Here is an 18,072-nt window from a genome sequence, read left to right as displayed (position 1 = left end):
GCTAATTGATAATATTTTTGATAATTATAATGGTATTGTCCATAAATTATAAAAGGCCATGCGTTCACAAAGTTCAGCAACTAAAGTGCATAAAAAACCAACTAGATAAATCATAGTTATTTTTTTGTTTCGCCAACTATTTAAGCCCACCAAAATTAGAGCTACCAACAATAATCCACACTGTAGTGCAAACCAATGATACTGATCATAAGCTAATTGAGGCGCGATTTCGACCATTAAGTTAATATAAGGAATCTTTAATAACAGTATTAACAAAACACCAATAAAAAAGGCAATACTCCCTGTTCGATAGAATCCGAACATGACAACCATACTCCCACCCAATACCAACATTGCGGTATACATTTGAATTACCGTATAGTAAGAACCCCAAGTTTTAACCGTCGGCAACATGTAAGTTAACACAATTGTCCACACAAAAATTAAACTTAAGATCACTAACAATACAGCAAGAATTTTGCCAATATGTGGAATTTGATTAATGCGCTGGCATAGAGCGTTAATCAATTCCCACCGATTTGAATTATTATGATGAGAAAAGTAAGCAAGTATTACCCAACCCAATGTCACACCAAATAATAATCCAAAGGTAAAAATCTCATTACTCATTGGTGAACGACCAATACCGAAAATCACATTCAAAGCACGTAAAGGCTTACCTAAGTGGAATGACGCCAGTAACATACCTAATGCCATAAAAATTAGGGCTACTAAATTAATTTTTTCGATAATTAACACATTATGGGATGATCGATTCAATAAATAATTTAAACCGCTTAAAAGCACCATTCCAGCAGATAGTTGCCCAAATATGGTAAAAAATACCAGTGGTAATTCATGCATTTTAGACCTCCTCCGGATTGAGTACTTTACCTTGTGTATCACCAGATGCTTTAGATTGTGCATGTGGTTTTATGACAATATTAGGATTAGTCAGTTGTGAATTTGGTAATGGTGCAATATTACGTTCATCACCATATTGCTCACGCAACTTACCAATTTCATCAAAGTCTAAAGCTCGTTGTGGACATGATTCAACACATACAGGCTTTAATCCTTCAGATACACGCTCATAACACCCATCACATTTAGACATTACTTTTTTTTGGTGATCGAATTGTGGTGCACCATAAGGACAACGCATTTCGCAGTATCGACAACCAATACAAACATCTTGATTCACCACAACTAAACCATCTTCCTCACGTTTATGCATTGCACCCGTTGGACACCCATATACACAAGTCGGTTGATCACAGTGATTACAAGAAATCGACAAATAATAAGTAAAAGTATTATTTTGCCAAAGACCATCAACTTGTTGCCATTCACCACCACCATATTCATACACACGACGAAAATGGATGCCTAAAGAGTTATCCTTCTCATCTTTACAGCTCAATTGACAGGTTTTACAGCCCGTACATTTAGAAGAGTTAATATAGAATCCATATTGCATTTCATGCATCTCCCTTTAATTACGATGCTGTTGACATAACTGACAATGGTTTAATGTCAACCAAGTTAGTATGTTGTGGATTGGATTTAGCTAGAACTGATGGACGCATTGAAGTTAAACGATTAACACAACCACCAATATCTATACCTTCTGCATTAGTTTTTGCCCACAAACCTTGGGGAATCGCAATCACACCTGGCAATATACGTGGTGTGACTTTAGCAGAAATATACAATCGACCACGATCATTATAAACCTCAACTAATTGTCCATGCTTAATCTGTCTTTGCTCTGCATCAAATGGATTAATCCAAATACTGCTCGCCACAGCTTCTCGTAACTGCGGTAAATTACTATAACTTGAATGACAATGACCTTTAATATGAAAACCAATTAATTGTAATGGATATTTTTGTTTCTGCTGTCTATCTTCACTTCCTTCAATAGCGGGTAAATAAGCTGGGATTGGATAAAGTTTATCATCTTCATCAAAATCCCATTCACTGGCAATTTTGGCCAATGCTTCAGAATAAATTTCAATTTTTCCTGATGGCGTATTTAATGGATTTTTAAGAGGATCATCTCTGAATGTTTGTAAAGCAACTTGTGTATCGCTATTAGCTAACTTACGATCAATCACTCCTATACCATCAGTTTCATCAAAGCTAGGTAAATTAGGATATTGTTTTCGAAGTTTCTCATAACAATACTCTATCCACTCATCCTGACTACGACCTTGCGTGAATTTATCTTTTACTCCCATCTTTTCCGATAAATCTGTTAACACATCATATGATGAACGATTTTCCCAAAGCGGCTTAATTGCTCGTTGCATACGAATAACGTAATGATAAGCACCTGATGCATAAGAATTATTAATCAAATCATTACTTTCGACCGAAGACACATCTGGTAATAGTAAATCGGCATACTTAGCCGATGCGGTCATATGTGTGTCCCAGACTAAAATAAACTCACATTTTGATTCATCTTGTAAAATTTGGTGAGTCCGATTGAGATCAGCATGCTGGTTACCAATAACATTACTTGCATAACTCCAGATAAATTTAATGCCTACATCTAATTTATCTTTACCTTTTATATAAGCATTTGTGGCCGTCATACTAAATGGATCATCAATGGCTTTAGTCCATAAAAAAAATGGAATACTGGTTTTAACTGGGTTCACAAGACTTAAACCTGGAACTGGATAAGTTACACTACCTCCCCAAGTTCCTATATTTGTTCCTAGCTTACCAAATTGACCAGTAATAATAGGTAATATCATAATTGCTCTTGTAGTGTGCTCACCATTCTGCCAACGTTGAGGACCCCAACCTTGAGAAATCCATGCAGCCTTAGCACTGACAATATCGATTGCTAATTTTCGAATCTGATTTGCTGGAATTCCTGTTTTTTGAGCAGCCCATTCAGGTGTCTTCGGTGTCCTATCATCGCCTAACCCAAGAATATAAGATTTAAAATCGCTAAAAGGAGGTGCCGTATCAGGTAATGAATCGGCGTTCCAACCAACACAGTATCGATTGAGCATTTCATCATCAATACGATCTTCTTCAAGTAAAGTATAACCAATTGCAGCAACTAATGCGGCATCGGTACCTGGGATAATTGGGATCCATTCAGCATCATAACCAACTACGCTTTCACTATGCCGTGGATCGATAATAATAACTCTTGCCTTACTTTGTGATAACGCATTGAATAACTCCGTAACCTGCCCACCACCGGACATTCGAGTTTCAGCAATATTTTGACCAAACATCACAACCAAATCAGAATGTTTTATTTGGTCTAACAAAGATTCGTTAGCATTACCATAAAGATAAGGTTTAATTGCTGTTATTTGTCCACTTGAATAATCACCATGGTAATTCAAAAAACCGCCAATAGTATTTAAAAACCGCTTACAGGCATTACGTCCAGGGATATTTGCGCCTGTTGTACCTGTACCATATTGATAATAAATAGCCTCATTACCATACTTATCAATCGTATATTTTAATTTATCCGCTAATAAACTGATAGCCTCTTCCCATGAAATTCGCTTAAATTTACCCTCACCACGTTTACCAACGCGTAGCATTGGATATTTTAAACGATCAGGATCATAAGTACGCCAACGAACGGCTCTCCCACGTAAACAAGGGCGAATTTGATGCTGACCAAAGACAGGATCATTAACACCATCCTCAGCAGAAATTTTAGTGATAATATCGTTTTTAACATGGACTTTTAGTGGACAACGGCTTCCACAATTAACTAAACAGGCACTATAAAAAATTTTTTCTTGGTTAGTAGGGTTAGGAATTTCATTGTCACTGGTATTTTTATCCGACTTGGCGTAAACAAAAGGCATTTGCATATTACTTGCCAAAGCTGCAATGCTTCCAATTGCCATCGATTTTTGTAAAAAATCACGTCGACTCATTTTATTGTTTTCTGACTTGCTCATTGAATTCCCTTAATTTTTATGTGGAATTTATTTATCATAATACTATTGATGGAATATTAAAATGGTATAAACAGTATAAATCATGATTAATTTCAAATAAATTAATTGAATAAGAATTATTATCAACTCATTCAACATAATAAAACGCTATTTGTATTTCATTATAAATTTAATATCATGCATCTTAAAGAAAGATTGGTATAATACTCTCCATTTATTTGAATGAACTAGAAACGCTATGTCACAATCTACTTATAATGCCGTCGATATTGAAGTCTTAAAGGGCCTCGATCCTGTCCGACATCGCCCAGGAATGTATACTGACACTGCTCGCCCAAATCATTTAGGGCAAGAAGTCATTGATAATAGTGTCGATGAAGCTATTGCGGGGCATGCTCGTCAAGTGAAAGTCACTCTTTATGAAGATAATTCACTTGAGGTCATTGATGATGGACGTGGAATGCCCGTTGATATTCACCCTGAAGAAGGTGTGCCAGCCATTGAGCTACTACTTTGCCGTTTACATGCTGGAGGAAAATTCTCAAACAAAAACTATCAGTTCTCTGGTGGTTTGCATGGTGTAGGTATTTCAGTGGTTAATGCTTTATCCAAACGAGTAGAAGTTACCGTTAATCGAGATGGGCAAGTGTATCAAATCGCTTTCGAAAATGGTGATAAAGTAGAAGATCTGCATGTTACTGGTATGTGTGGACGCCGTAATACTGGAACCAAGGTTCGTTTTTGGCCTGATGAAAAATATTTTGACTCACCAAGATTTTCAGTACCACGATTGTCTCATCTACTAAAAGCTAAAGCTGTACTTTGTCCAGGTTTGGAAATTATCTTTAAAGATAAAATTAACAATACCGAACAACGCTGGTGCTATCAAGACGGCTTAAAAGATTATTTAATGGAGTCTGTTAGTGGTTACACACTATTACCAGAGGAGCCATTTACTGGTAATCATACGGGTGAAACAGAAGCGGTCGAATGGGCTTTACTTTGGTTGCCAGAAGGCGGCGAACTTTTAACAGAAAGTTACGTTAACTTAATTCCGACCGTACAAGGCGGTACGCATGTTAATGGTTTACGCCAAGGATTACTTGATGCTATGCGAGATTTTTGCGAATTTCGAAACCTATTACCGCGGGGTTTAAAACTTACTGCTGATGATATTTGGGAACGTTGTGCATATGTATTATCGGTAAAAATGCAAGAACCACAGTTTGCCGGGCAAACTAAAGAGCGCCTATCATCAAGACAAAGCGCAGCATTTGTATCTGCTGTTGTTAAAGATGCCTTCAGTTTATGGTTAAATCAAAATGTACAGATCGCTGAATCATTGGCAGAACTGGTCATTACCAGTGCCCAAAAACGTTTAAGAGCATCAAAAAAAGTTATTCGTAAAAAGCTTACTAGCGGTCCTGCTCTTCCAGGTAAATTAGCAGATTGTTCCTCACAAGACTTAAGCCGTACGGAACTATTTCTAGTCGAAGGGGATTCTGCGGGAGGATCAGCTAAACAGGCGCGAGATCGTGAGTATCAAGCTATCATGCCGTTAAAAGGTAAAATATTAAATACTTGGGAAGTTTCATCTGACGAAGTCTTAGGTTCGCAGGAAATCCATGACATTTCAGTGGCTATTGGTATCGACCCAGATAGTGATGATTTAAGCCAATTACGTTATGGTAAAATTTGTATTTTAGCCGATGCTGACTCTGATGGATTACATATTGCCACTTTACTTTGTGCGCTATTCGTTCGTCATTTTCGTGTTATGGTTGAACGTGGTCATGTCTTTGTAGCAATGCCACCGCTTTATCGTATTGATCTTGGCAAAGAAGTCCATTACGCTTTAGATGAAGAAGAAAAAGAAGGTATTTTAGATCAACTAAAACGCAAAAAAGGCAAACCAAATGTACAACGTTTCAAAGGGTTGGGTGAAATGAATCCACTGCAACTCCGTGAAACAACGATGGATCCGAATACCCGCCGATTAGTTCAGTTGTCACTTGATAATACAGAAGAGACCATGGCATTAATGGATATGCTACTTGCCAAAAAACGTTCAGAAGATCGCCGTGAATGGTTACAAGAAAAAGGTGATCAAGTCGAACTTGATGTCTAACATAAAGAATGATTTAGAGGAACAATAATGAGTGATATGACTCATGACGGAGTAGAAATCCAGTCACTACGTACATTTACAGAAAGTGCTTATTTAAACTACTCAATGTATGTCATTATGGATCGCGCATTACCTTTTATTGGTGACGGTCTAAAACCCGTGCAGCGACGTATTGTTTATGCCATGTCAGAATTAGGGTTAAATGCTCAAGCAAAATTTAAAAAATCAGCACGTACTGTGGGTGATGTGCTCGGTAAATATCACCCGCATGGTGATAGTGCATGTTATGAAGCGATGGTGTTAATGGCGCAGCCATTTTCTTACCGTTATCCATTGGTTGATGGACAAGGGAACTGGGGGGCACCAGATGATCCCAAATCCTTTGCAGCTATGCGTTACACCGAATCACGTTTATCAAAATATGCTGAATTATTATTAGGTGAATTAGGACAAGGTACTGTCGATTACACGCCTAATTTTGATGGTACTTTGCAAGAACCTAAAATGTTACCGGCTCGATTACCCAATATTTTATTAAATGGTACCACGGGGATCGCTGTTGGTATGGCAACGGACATTCCACCACATAATATTCGTGAAGTGGCAAACGCCGCTATTATGTTAGCCGATAACCCAAATGCAACTTTAAGTGAAGTAATGGCTCACATTCAAGGACCAGACTTCCCGACCGAAGCCGAAATTATAACTTCGCCTGACGATATTGCTAAAATATATAAAACGGGTCGTGGTTCAATTCGCATGCGTGCAGTATGGAAAAAAGAAGACAGTGATATTGTTATTACCGATCTACCACATCAAGTTTCCGGGGCAAAAATTTTAGAGCAAATTGCTTCGCAAATGCGCGCTAAAAAATTGCCGTTAATAGAAGATTTACGCGATGAGTCTGATCACGAAAATCCAACTCGACTGGTCCTCGTTTCTCGTTCTAATCGTGTTGATTTAGAACAAGTAATGAATCACCTTTTTGCCACTACCGATCTTGAAAAAAGCTATCGAGTCAACATGAACATGATTGGGCTAGATAATCGCCCATCAGTAAAAGGTTTGCTTGAAATTCTCACTGAATGGCTGGAATACCGCCGAACAACAGTCATACGTCGATTAAATTATCGTTTAGATAAAGTATTAAAACGACTCTATATTTTAGATGGTCTATTAATTGCTTTCTTGAATATTGACGAAGTGATTGAAATTATTCGTAATGAGGAAGATCCAAAAGCTGAGTTGATGCATCGCTTTGCCCTGTCCGAGATTCAAGCTGAAGCTATTTTAGAACTAAAACTTCGTCATTTAGCCAAATTGGAAGAAGTGCGCATTAAAGGCGAACAAAATGAACTTGCTAAAGAACGAGATCAATTACAAGCATTATTAGCTTCACCACGAAAATTAAATCATTTAATTAAAAAAGAGCTTCAACAAGATGCCGAAAAATATGGTGACGAGCGCCGTTCACCTATCGTTGAGCGAAGTGAAGCAAAAGCCATTACAGAACAAGAACTCATACCATCAGAACCTATCACCATTGTGTTATCTGAAATGGGCTGGGTTAGATCAGCAAAAGGACATGATATCGATCCTGTTGGTTTAAGTTATAAAGCTGGCGATAGTTTTAAAGTTGCGGCCAAAGGTAAAAGCAATCAACCAGTAGTATTCATTGATTCGACTGGTCGAAGTTATGCTATTGAACCAAATACACTACCATCAGCACGCGGACAAGGTGAACCAATAACGGGTAAACTAGCACTTCCTGCTGGAGCAATAATTGAACATATATTAATGTCCACTAATGAAAATAAAAAATTCTTATTAGCCTCTAGCGCTGGTTATGGTTTTATTTGTAAATTCAGTGATTTAGTTACTCGAAATCGTAATGGTAAAGCGATCATCAATTTATCAAATGAAGCTAAAGTGCTAGCGCCAATTGAAATTCTATCTGAAGATAGCTTATTATTATCCATTACTCAAGCAGGACGAATGCTCATCTTCCCTGTAAAAGATTTACCTGAGCTTGCAAAAGGTAAAGGCAACAAAATCATATCATTATCAGGTGCAGATGACCGCCTTGCTTACATACAATTAATCACACCAGATACATCCTTAACCTTATATGTTGGTAAACGCAAACTTACGCTTAATCCAGCTGATTTAGAAAAATATAAATCGGAACGTGCACGTAAAGGAACAGCTTTACCACGTGGATTACAAAAAATAGATCGAATTGAGGTAATTTAATAATATGTCTTTTATTTGGGCGATAATTACAGGCTTTGTTTTAAGCATTATATTAAAATCAAATTGGGGGTTTTTACTTGGGTTATTTATTGGCCCAAAACTTTACCATGCGTTTTGTAATAAGTTAACCGAACAAGGACCAAAAGGAAACCCAAGACTTTACTTAACCGTAGTTTTTGAAGTACTTGGTCATTTAAGTAAAGCTAAAGGCGTTGTTACGCAAGATGATATTAATTTGGCACGTAGATTTATGACCCAATTGCAGCTAGATAGCAATAGTCGTCAACTTGCTCAAGACTCCTTTAATCGTGGTAAAGCAAGTGATTATCCACTTAGGGAACGTTTAAGAGAGTTATATAATCAATATCGTTATCGACGTAATGTATTAAATATTTTCTGTGAGCAGCTTATCCAGGCAGCACTAATCGATGGTCATTTAGATGACAAAGAGTCACAAATACTCTTTATCGTAGCCGAGGAATTCAATATTCCTCATCATCAAATGGCAGTTTACATACAAATGATGATGGGGAGTTATCATTTTCATCAACAGAATTATAACTACCAACACGAACAGAATAATCAATATCGAGAAAATAGTAATCATCGCTATAGTGGTTATCAAAACAACTCTTCACAACTAAATTTACAGAATGCTTATAAAATTCTAGGCGTTGAACCATCTGCCGATATTGCTACAATAAAAAGAGCTTATCGTAAATTGATGAATGAACATCATCCTGACAAGTTAGTATCTAAAGGTTTACCAAAAGAGATGCTTGAAGCGGCTAAAAAACGCGCACAAGAAATTCAAGCAGCTTATGATTTAATCAAAGCCTCTCGTGGTTTTAAATAGAGACGATCCATATGATGCACTGGCGCTCAATTCTTAGAATCATAGGTTTATTAATTGCACTATTGTCAATATTCATGTTACTACCAGCGTTGATTGCCTTAATCTATCGTGATGGCGCAGGTGCCATATTTGTTCGTTCCTTTTTCGCAGCATTAATATTAGGCTGTTTACTATGGTTACCCAATCGTCACCAACGTCATGAGCTCAATACTCGAGAAGGTTTCTTTATCGTCGTTTTATTTTGGGTTGTACTCGGTACAATAGGAGCATTTCCCTTTATTTTTGATACCCATATTAATTTAAATTTAACCACAGCATTTTTCGAATCGTTTTCCAGCCTAACGACGACAGGTGCAACAACAATTGTACATCTTGATCATCTACCTAAAGCCCTACTTTTCTATCGACAATTATTACAATGGTTGGGGGGTATGGGTATTATTGTTTTAGCGGTTGCAATCTTACCATTATTGGGTGTTGGGGGCATGCAACTTTATCGGGCCGAAATCCCTGGTCCACAAAAAGACAGTAAAATGCGTCCACGTATTGCCGAAACGGCAAAAACACTTTGGTCAATTTATATTTTACTCACAACGCTCTGTGCAATTTGCTTATGGGCTGCTGGAATGAATATTTTTGATGCGGTTTCACACAGTTTCTCAACCATATCAATGGGTGGATTTTCTACTCACGATGATAATCTTGCTTATTTTAACAGCGCTACCATCAACTATATTATTACTATTTTTTTAATTTTATCGGGCTGTAATTTCGCATTACATTTTGCTGCATTAAATGGATTATCGATTAAAGTATACTGGCGAGACCAAGAATTTAGAACTTTTATCTTTATTTTACTTATTTTAATTGTGATTTGTGCATGTGGAGTTTATTTTTATCAAATAAAACACAAATTAAGTATAGACAAAATTATATTACAAGTTGTCTCTGTCGCAGCCACAGCAGGATTTACTATTGATGATATCAATACCTGGCCGTCATTACTTCCTCTTTTTTTACTATGCGCATCATTTATTGGTGGATGTGCAGGTTCTACTGGTGGTGGTTTGAAAGTAGTTCGGACATTATTACTATTTATGCAAGGTTCGCGAGAGCTAAAACGCCTTATTCATCCCAATGCTATCTATACATTGAAACTCAACAATCGTGTTGTACCAGAACGAATTATTGAAGCTGTTTGGGGATTTTTCTCGGCATATGCTTTAGTCTTTCTACTCAGCTTATTTATCATTATGGCAACAGGTATTGCGGCATCTGATTCTTTCTATATTGTAGCATCTTCACTCAATAATTTAGGTATTGGTCTTGGCAGTGTAAGTGATAATTTTGCTAGTGTTAGCGATATGGTTAAATGGGTCATGATAGTTGATATGTTATTTGGTCGATTAGAAATATTTACTTTACTTGTTTTATTTACACCTACTTTCTGGCGAAGCTAATTTTATACTGAAACGTATAGTTAACCTCAAACTTTTTGACAAAATAAACAATTTTTATAAATATTTTATTGATTATTTAGTCAATTACAGCCAGAATTACACGGCAGCATGTGCTGTGATCACTAGAGGTAATCACCTGACATATGGAATGGATCATGGATCCTACAATCTGGATTGGTTTATCCACTCTGGTTGTACTTGAAATCGTCCTTGGTATTGATAATATTGTTTTTATAGCCATTCTTGCCGAGAAACTTCCGTCACATCAACGAGATAAGGCCCGTATAACTGGTCTTGCATTTGCATTAATTACCCGAATTTTATTATTAATGATAACGGGTTGGTTAGTTACTCTTAACACGCCATTATTTTCAAAATTTGGTATTACTTTCAATGCTCGTCAATTAATTATGTTTATTGGAGGGATATTTTTGCTTTTCAAAGCAACGATGGAACTCAATGAACGCCTTGAAGGCTCTGCCCATGAAGAAGGAAAACCAAAAAAAACTTCACATTTTTGGACAGTTGTTGCCCAAATCGTGGTACTTGATGCCGTATTTTCTTTAGACTCAGTAATAACCGCTGTAGGTATGGTTGAACATATTCCAGTAATGATTATTGCGGTTTGTATTGCTATTGGCATTATGATGGTTGCCAGTAGACCTTTAGCTCATTTTGTCAACTCACATCCAACTATTGTCATTCTTTGCTTAAGCTTTTTACTGATGATTGGTTTTAGTTTAGTTGCAGAAGGGCTAGGATTTGTTATTCCTAAAGGTTATTTGTATGCAGCGATTGGCTTCTCAATTATGATTGAGTTTTTCAATCAATTGGCTATTTTTAATCGTCGTAAAATATTAAATAAAAAACCATTACGTGAACGTACCGCCGAAGCTGTTTTGCATTTACTTAAAGGTGATGCAGAAGAAGATCCTGAAACTCACACTATTGATGTGATATCAGATAATAACAAAAAAGCCTCCGTATTTAATCACCAAGAATTGAACATGGTCGAACGGGTACTGGGTCTAGCTCAACGCTCGGTCAGTAGCGTTATGACATCACGATTAGATGTTGATATGGTAAATATTAATGATGACCGTGAAATCATATTAAAAGAGATTTTTGATAATCCACATTCACGTTTAGTTGTCACTGATAATGCCTCAATTGATGAACCATTAGGTATTATTCAAGTAAACGATCTATTAAAAGATATGATCCAAAGCAAAAAACCCATTGATATTCATTCACTGATAAAACAGCCACTTATCTTCCCTGAGACGGTATCTTTATTAGTTGCGCTAGATCAATTTAAAAAGGCTAAAACTCACTTTGCATTTGTAGTGGATGAATTTGGTTCAATGCAAGGTATTGTCTCTGTGACAGACATTATTGAAACCATTGCAGGTGATTTTCCAACAGAGGAGGAGGAAATTGATGCTAAACATGATATTCAATGTGTAGATGATCATAGCTGGATTGCTAATGGCTACATCCCTGTTGAAGAATTAGTTCGTTTTGTGCCAATTCCTATTGACGATAAACGCGAATATCATACTCTGGCAGGACTGCTCATGGAAAAAGCTCAACATTTACTTAATGTTGGTGAGACAATTCAAATTGGCGATTATCTATTCGAAATTGCCGAGATAGAAAGTCACCGTATTCTTAAAGTCAAAATTACTTTGAATAAACTTGATGCTGTATCTGAGTAGAACACTGCCTAGCGCATTGCGCGGAGTAGAATAACGCTTGACCTAAATAAATAACAAGCAATAATTATGCGGTAAAATTTCTTTTTAAAAGATGTGGAGTAATAACGCCTCATCTTTTTTATTTTTTCCTTTTGGTAAAAAATAAATAGTACAACGTGAAATACGTTCATTCTTGACAACCAAAATTGGGCTTTAACTTATGAATTCAATATTCGAAAAAATATTTCAATTGAAAGAAAAAAAAACAACTGTCGGTACTGAAATTATCGCTGGTTGCACCACTTTTCTTACCATGGTCTATATCATCTTCGTCAATCCTTCCATTTTATCTGCATCCGGTATGGATACGTCTGCTGTGTTTGTATTAACTTGCGTCGTTACAGCCTGTGCCACTATTTTAATGGGTTTATTTGCCAATTTACCCATCGCTTTAGCTCCAGCCATGGGACTTAACGTCTTTTTTGCTTATGGAATATGTGGCGCAATGGGTTACTCATGGCAAATAGGTATGGGAGCGATATTTTGGGGATCACTTGTATTTTTTGCATTATCATTATTTAAAGTTCGCCATTGGTTAATTGAACACATTCCACCATGCTTACGCATAGGTATTAGTGCAGGTATCGGATTATTTATTGCTTTTATGGGCTTTCAAAATATGGGCATTGTCGTTTCTTCGCCAACAACACTATTGACCATGGGGAATATTTTATCGCTAAAAGTATTACTCGGTTCATTGGGTTTTTTTATTATTATAATTTTAGCTGCTCGTAACTTTCATGCTGCAGTACTTATTTCAATTTTTGTTGTCACGATATTGGCACTTTGGTTAGATCCAAATATTAGTTATCAAGGTATAGCATCCATCCCACCAAGTGTAACATCTGTTGTCGGTCATGTTGACCTTGCTGGTTCTTTTAACATCGGTATTATGGGTGTTATCTTCTCGATTATGATTGTCAGCTTATTTGATTCGTCTGGAACCATTTTGGCATTAACCGATAAAGCTGGTATTTGTGATGAAAAAGGCCGCTTTCCAAAAATGCGTCAAGCGTTATTAATTGATAGTTTTAGCTCATCATTAGGTGGCTTATTTGGTACGTCATCTGTATTGACCTATATTGAAAGCTCTTCAGGTATCTCTGTTGGTGGTCGTACAGGCTTAACCGCTGTGATTGTTGGACTCTTATTTTTAATGATGACCTTTTTATCACCATTAGCTCATCTTGTGCCAAGTTATGCTACTTCAGGTGCGCTTATTTTTGTTGGAATCTTAATGGTTTCAAGCTTAGTTAAAGTCAATTGGTCAGATTTAACCGATGCAACACCAGCATTTATTACTGCCTTAATGATGCCATTTGCCTTTGCTATTACAGAAGGAGTTGCCCTTGGTTTTATCTCTTATGTCGTATTAAAAACCTGTACAGGTAAATTTAAAGAACTCAACTTATGTGTTATTATTTTTGCCCTATTATTTGCTTTAAAATTTATCTTCATTGATCATCATTAATTCAATTTTATTTCTACCGTTTTGTAACGGTAGAAATAATCCAATCGGTTATCCTCACCTAGCTTGCTGTTCATTGAACTTATTAGTGGGATTTTAACCAGTTATTCTAAATTTGAAATTCAAATTAGGTTAAAAAATCTGAATTATCAATATTTAACATTTTGCCAATGTATCATTACACAAAATTATTTTCGATCAAAAATCATCAGGTAATTTGCATCCAACATAGCTGATTCAGAGACCACAATATTATTAAATGCAAAAACGCAATTGGACCGATTCATAATTAAATACCTAAGATTCAGTTTCAGAGATATAAATATTCCAGTAAATATTAATTAATTTTAGCAATACTCCTAAAAATGTATCGATCGTAGATATTATTTACATTAAATAATAAAACAACTTTATGTAATTCATTCTTCACTATTCATCATTATTAGGCATTAAATAATATGTTCATAACCAGTATACTATTACTGTTTTTTAACGTAATTTGAGTACAATCATATAATGTTAACCGACATTGAATAAAACAGATCACTTTTGCAAAAAATACGATTAGCTCGAATTAACTTTTCACTACCTTTATAACCATTAAACAAACATAGTAACATCAAAATAAGTATAAATTGTAACAGATGCATTTCATCCACAAAAAGGGTAACAAAATAAAATTAAAACTTTTTTATTATTTCTACTTAATACTAATAAAATTTAATTGAAACAGGCAAAGAACTTGTGGTAATACTTGACATTATGGCTGTTGAGGTCTAGAATCTTGCGACCCAAAACTTATATACATAGTTTTTGGTCTACAGTTATTAATTACGTATCTAAAAAGCAATTTTAAATTTATTTTAATTAATCAGGAGCTTATTAATGGCAACAATTAATCAGCTGGTACGCAAACCTAGAGCACTTAAGGAAGTAAAAAGTAACGTTCCTGCTCTTGAAGCATGCCCGCAAAAACGCGGTGTTTGTACACGTGTTTACACTACTACACCGAAAAAACCAAACTCAGCATTACGTAAAGTATGCCGTGTACGTTTAACCAACGGTTTTGAAGTAACTTCATATATCGGTGGTGAAGGTCACAACTTACAAGAACACAGTGTGATTTTAATCCGCGGTGGTCGTGTTAAAGATTTACCTGGTGTTCGTTATCATACTGTTCGCGGTGCATTAGACTGCGCAGGTGTTAAAGATCGTAAACAAAGCCGTTCTAAATACGGTGTGAAACGACCTAAAGCTTAATGGGACTCCGTTAAGTAAGGCCAAACTAAATAATTCCATTTAACTCAGTTGAGTTTTGGGTAAACCTGAAAAATTTATAACATATAAACGGAGTATTCCAATGCCACGTCGTCATGTTGCTGGTCAAAGAAAAATTTTACCTGATCCGAAATTCGGTTCAGATTTGCTGGCGAAATTTGTAAATATTTTAATGATAGATGGTAAAAAATCTATCGCAGAATCAATCGTATATTCAGCTCTTGATAAATTAGCTGAGCGTAGTGGAAAAGACCACTTAGCAGCTTTCGAAGTTGCATTAGATAACGTAAGACCAACTCTAGAAGTTAAGTCTCGTCGCGTTGGTGGTTCTACATACCAAGTTCCTGTTGAAGTGCGCCCTGTTCGTCGTAATGCACTTGCAATGCGTTGGATTGTAGATGCGGCACGTAAACGTGGCGATAAATCAATGGCTTTGCGCCTAGCGAATGAACTTATGGATGCTTTTGAAAACAAAGGTACCGCTGTGAAAAAACGCGAAGATGTTCATCGTATGGCTGAAGCTAACAAAGCGTTTGCACATTATCGTTGGTAATTTTCACCATTCAATTACATGGTTGAGAATTAGGCTGACAGTCTCTACCGACTGTCAGTCAACCTAAATGATATTTTATTAAGCAAACGATTCTAAGTAGAGGATTAATATGGCTCGTACAACCCCTATAGTACGCTACCGCAATATTGGTATTAGTGCACATATTGACGCAGGTAAAACAACAACAACTGAACGTATTTTGTTTTATACTGGTGTAAGTCACAAAATTGGTGAAGTTCATGATGGCGCAGCTACCATGGACTGGATGGAACAAGAACAAGAACGTGGTATTACTATCACTTCTGCTGCAACAACTGCATTCTGGTCTGGTATGGGTCAACAATTTGAACCACACCGTATCAACATTATCGACACCCCTGGACACGTTGATTTCACCATCGAAGTAGAACGTTCTATGCGTGTTCTTGATGGTGCAGTAATGGTTTACTGTGCGGTTGGTGGTGTTCAACCTCAATCAGAAACAGTATGGCGTCAAGCAAACAAATATAAAGTTCCACGTATTGCTTTCGTAAACAAAATGGACCGTATGGGTGCTAACTTCTTACGTGTTGTTGATCAAATCAAAACTCGTTTAGCCGCGGTACCTGTTCCTTTAGTTTTACCTATCGGTGCTGAAGAAGGCTTTACTGGTGTAGTTGATTTACTTAAACGTAAAGCAATTAACTGGAATGATGCTGATCAAGGCGTAACATTCACTTATGAAGATGTGCCTGCTGACATGGTTGAGCAAGTCGAAGAATGGCGTGCTTACTTAATTGAAGCTGCAGCAGAAGCAAGTGAAGAGTTAATGGAAAAATACCTTGGCGGTGAAGAGTTAACTGAAGAAGAAGTTAAAGCTGCATTACGTGAACGCGTACTTGCTAATGAAATCATCTTAGTTACTTGTGGTAGTGCATTTAAAAATAAAGGTGTTCAATTCATGCTCGATGCAGTTATTGAATATCTACCTGCACCAACTGATGTACCTGCAATTAAAGGTGAATTAGCAAATGGTGAAGCAGCTGAACGTCATTCAAGTGATGATGAACCATTCTCATCATTAGCATTCAAAATTGCAACTGACCCATTTGTTGGTAACTTAACATTCTTCCGTGTTTACTCAGGTGTTGTAAACTCAGGTGATACTGTTCTTAACTCTGTTAAAGACAAAAAAGAACGTTTTGGTCGTATCGTTCAGATGCACGCTAACAAACGTGAAGAAATTAAAGAAGTTCGCGCGGGTGACATTGCTGCCGCAATCGGTCTTAAAGATGTGACTACTGGTGATACTCTTTGTGCTGAAAGCGCACCAATCATTCTTGAAAGAATGGAATTCCCTGAACCGGTAATCTCAGTTGCAGTAGAACCAAAAACCAAAGCTGACCAAGAAAAAATGGGACTTGCTTTAGGTCGACTAGCACAAGAAGACCCTTCATTCCGTGTTCATACAGATGAAGAATCAGGTCAAACCATTATTTCTGGTATGGGTGAGCTTCACTTAGAAATCATCGTTGACCGTATGAAACGTGAATTCAAAGTGGAAGCAAATGTTGGTAAACCACAAGTTGCTTACCGTGAAACCATTCGTAATGAAGTTGAACAAGAAGGTAAATTTGTTCGTCAATCTGGTGGTCGTGGTCAATATGGTCATGTATGGTTAAAAATCAAACCATTGGAAGCTGGTGGCGAAGGCTACAAATTCAATAATGAAATTGTTGGTGGTGTAGTTCCTAAAGAATACATTCCTGCAGTTGATAAAGGCTGTCAAGAACAAATGAAAAATGGTGTTCTTGCTGGTTACCCAATTGTTGATGTTGAAGTCACTATCTTTGATGGTTCTTACCATGATGTTGACTCATCAGAAATGGCATTTAAAATTGCTGGTTCAATGGCATTTAAAGAAGGCTTCATGAAAGCAAAACCAGTGCTTTTAGAACCAATTATGAAAGTAGAAGTTGAAACTCCAGAAGATTATATGGGTGACGTAATTGGTGATTTAAACCGTCGTCGTGGTATGATCGAAGGAATGGACGATACAGCTACTGGTAAAACAGTTAAAGCACAAGTTCCACTTTCAGAAATGTTTGGTTATGCAACAGATCTTCGTTCTCAAACACAAGGCCGTGCTTCTTACTCTATGGAATTCTTAAAGTACAATGAAGCACCAACAAATATTGCTACAGCAATTATAGAAGCTCGTAAAGCGAAATAATTTTTATATAAATAAAGTAACACTTCCCTTTTATTGAGAAGGGAAGTGATTTAATAAAGGAACATTAAGATGTCTAAAGAAAAATTTGAACGTACAAAACCCCACGTTAACGTTGGTACAATCGGCCACGTTGACCATGGTAAAACAACTTTAA

General features: G+C 36.6%; 13 protein-coding genes. 10 read left to right on the top strand and 3 right to left on the bottom strand.

Going from position 1 to position 18,072, the window contains the following annotated elements:
• Positions 1-24: 24 nt before the first annotated feature.
• The 3 genes from J3U19_RS11235 to J3U19_RS11225 are packed head-to-tail and all read right to left on the bottom strand — an operon-like array spanning position 25 to position 3,953.
• Positions 25-864, bottom strand: a complete 840-nt coding sequence (locus J3U19_RS11235; RefSeq protein WP_267342076.1) for a dimethyl sulfoxide reductase anchor subunit family protein — start codon at positions 862-864, stop codon at positions 25-27.
• 1 nt (position 865) lies between these two features.
• A complete protein-coding gene (locus tag J3U19_RS11230; protein ID WP_267342077.1) occupies positions 866-1,480 on the bottom strand; it encodes a DMSO/selenate family reductase complex B subunit in 615 nt (204 codons plus the stop codon).
• A gap of 19 nt (positions 1,481-1,499) precedes the next feature.
• On the bottom strand, positions 1,500-3,953 hold the full coding sequence (locus tag J3U19_RS11225; RefSeq protein ID WP_267342079.1) for a DMSO/selenate family reductase complex A subunit: 2,454 nt from the start codon (positions 3,951-3,953) through the stop codon (positions 1,500-1,502).
• Positions 3,954-4,191: 238 nt separating this feature from the next.
• Between J3U19_RS11225 and parE the strand changes: the two genes are divergently transcribed.
• The 10 genes from parE to J3U19_RS11175 form a co-directional block, all read left to right on the top strand.
• Positions 4,192-6,081, top strand: coding sequence for a DNA topoisomerase IV subunit B (parE, locus tag J3U19_RS11220; protein ID WP_267342081.1), 1,890 nt, complete (start codon positions 4,192-4,194; stop codon positions 6,079-6,081).
• A gap of 27 nt (positions 6,082-6,108) precedes the next feature.
• Positions 6,109-8,334, top strand: a complete 2,226-nt coding sequence (gene parC / locus J3U19_RS11215; protein WP_267346339.1) for a DNA topoisomerase IV subunit A — start codon at positions 6,109-6,111, stop codon at positions 8,332-8,334.
• Positions 8,335-8,338: 4 nt separating this feature from the next.
• On the top strand, positions 8,339-9,190 hold the full coding sequence (djlA, locus tag J3U19_RS11210; protein WP_267342084.1) for a co-chaperone DjlA: 852 nt from the start codon (positions 8,339-8,341) through the stop codon (positions 9,188-9,190).
• A gap of 14 nt (positions 9,191-9,204) precedes the next feature.
• The gene (locus J3U19_RS11205) at positions 9,205-10,650 is read left to right on the top strand and encodes a TrkH family potassium uptake protein (RefSeq protein ID WP_267342095.1); all 1,446 of its coding nucleotides are present in this window, start codon (positions 9,205-9,207) and stop codon (positions 10,648-10,650) included.
• 143 nt (positions 10,651-10,793) lie between these two features.
• On the top strand, positions 10,794-12,368 hold the full coding sequence (locus J3U19_RS11200) for a TerC family protein (protein ID WP_416380258.1): 1,575 nt from the start codon (positions 10,794-10,796) through the stop codon (positions 12,366-12,368).
• A 199-nt stretch (positions 12,369-12,567) separates the two neighbouring features.
• Positions 12,568-13,878 carry an NCS2 family permease gene (locus J3U19_RS11195; protein WP_267342086.1) on the top strand — a complete coding sequence of 437 codons (1,311 nt, stop codon included), beginning with the start codon at positions 12,568-12,570 and terminating at the stop codon, positions 13,876-13,878.
• Between the two features lie 882 nt (positions 13,879-14,760).
• Positions 14,761-15,135, top strand: a complete 375-nt coding sequence (gene rpsL, locus J3U19_RS11190; RefSeq protein ID WP_025316630.1) for a 30S ribosomal protein S12 — start codon at positions 14,761-14,763, stop codon at positions 15,133-15,135.
• Between the two features lie 100 nt (positions 15,136-15,235).
• The gene (gene rpsG, locus J3U19_RS11185) at positions 15,236-15,706 is read left to right on the top strand and encodes a 30S ribosomal protein S7 (protein WP_065737965.1); all 471 of its coding nucleotides are present in this window, start codon (positions 15,236-15,238) and stop codon (positions 15,704-15,706) included.
• A gap of 109 nt (positions 15,707-15,815) precedes the next feature.
• A complete protein-coding gene (fusA, locus tag J3U19_RS11180) occupies positions 15,816-17,918 on the top strand; it encodes an elongation factor G (RefSeq protein ID WP_267342091.1) in 2,103 nt (700 codons plus the stop codon).
• A gap of 69 nt (positions 17,919-17,987) precedes the next feature.
• Positions 17,988-18,072 (top strand): GTP-binding protein (locus J3U19_RS11175; protein ID WP_010312103.1); only part of this gene is annotated, 85 nt, incomplete at its 3' end.

The organism is Gilliamella sp. B2828 (assembly GCF_026537125.1).
Classification (GTDB): domain Bacteria; phylum Pseudomonadota; class Gammaproteobacteria; order Enterobacterales; family Orbaceae; genus Gilliamella.
Note: the sequence above shows the minus strand (reverse complement) of the source record. Positions and strands in the feature narration are given on the sequence as shown.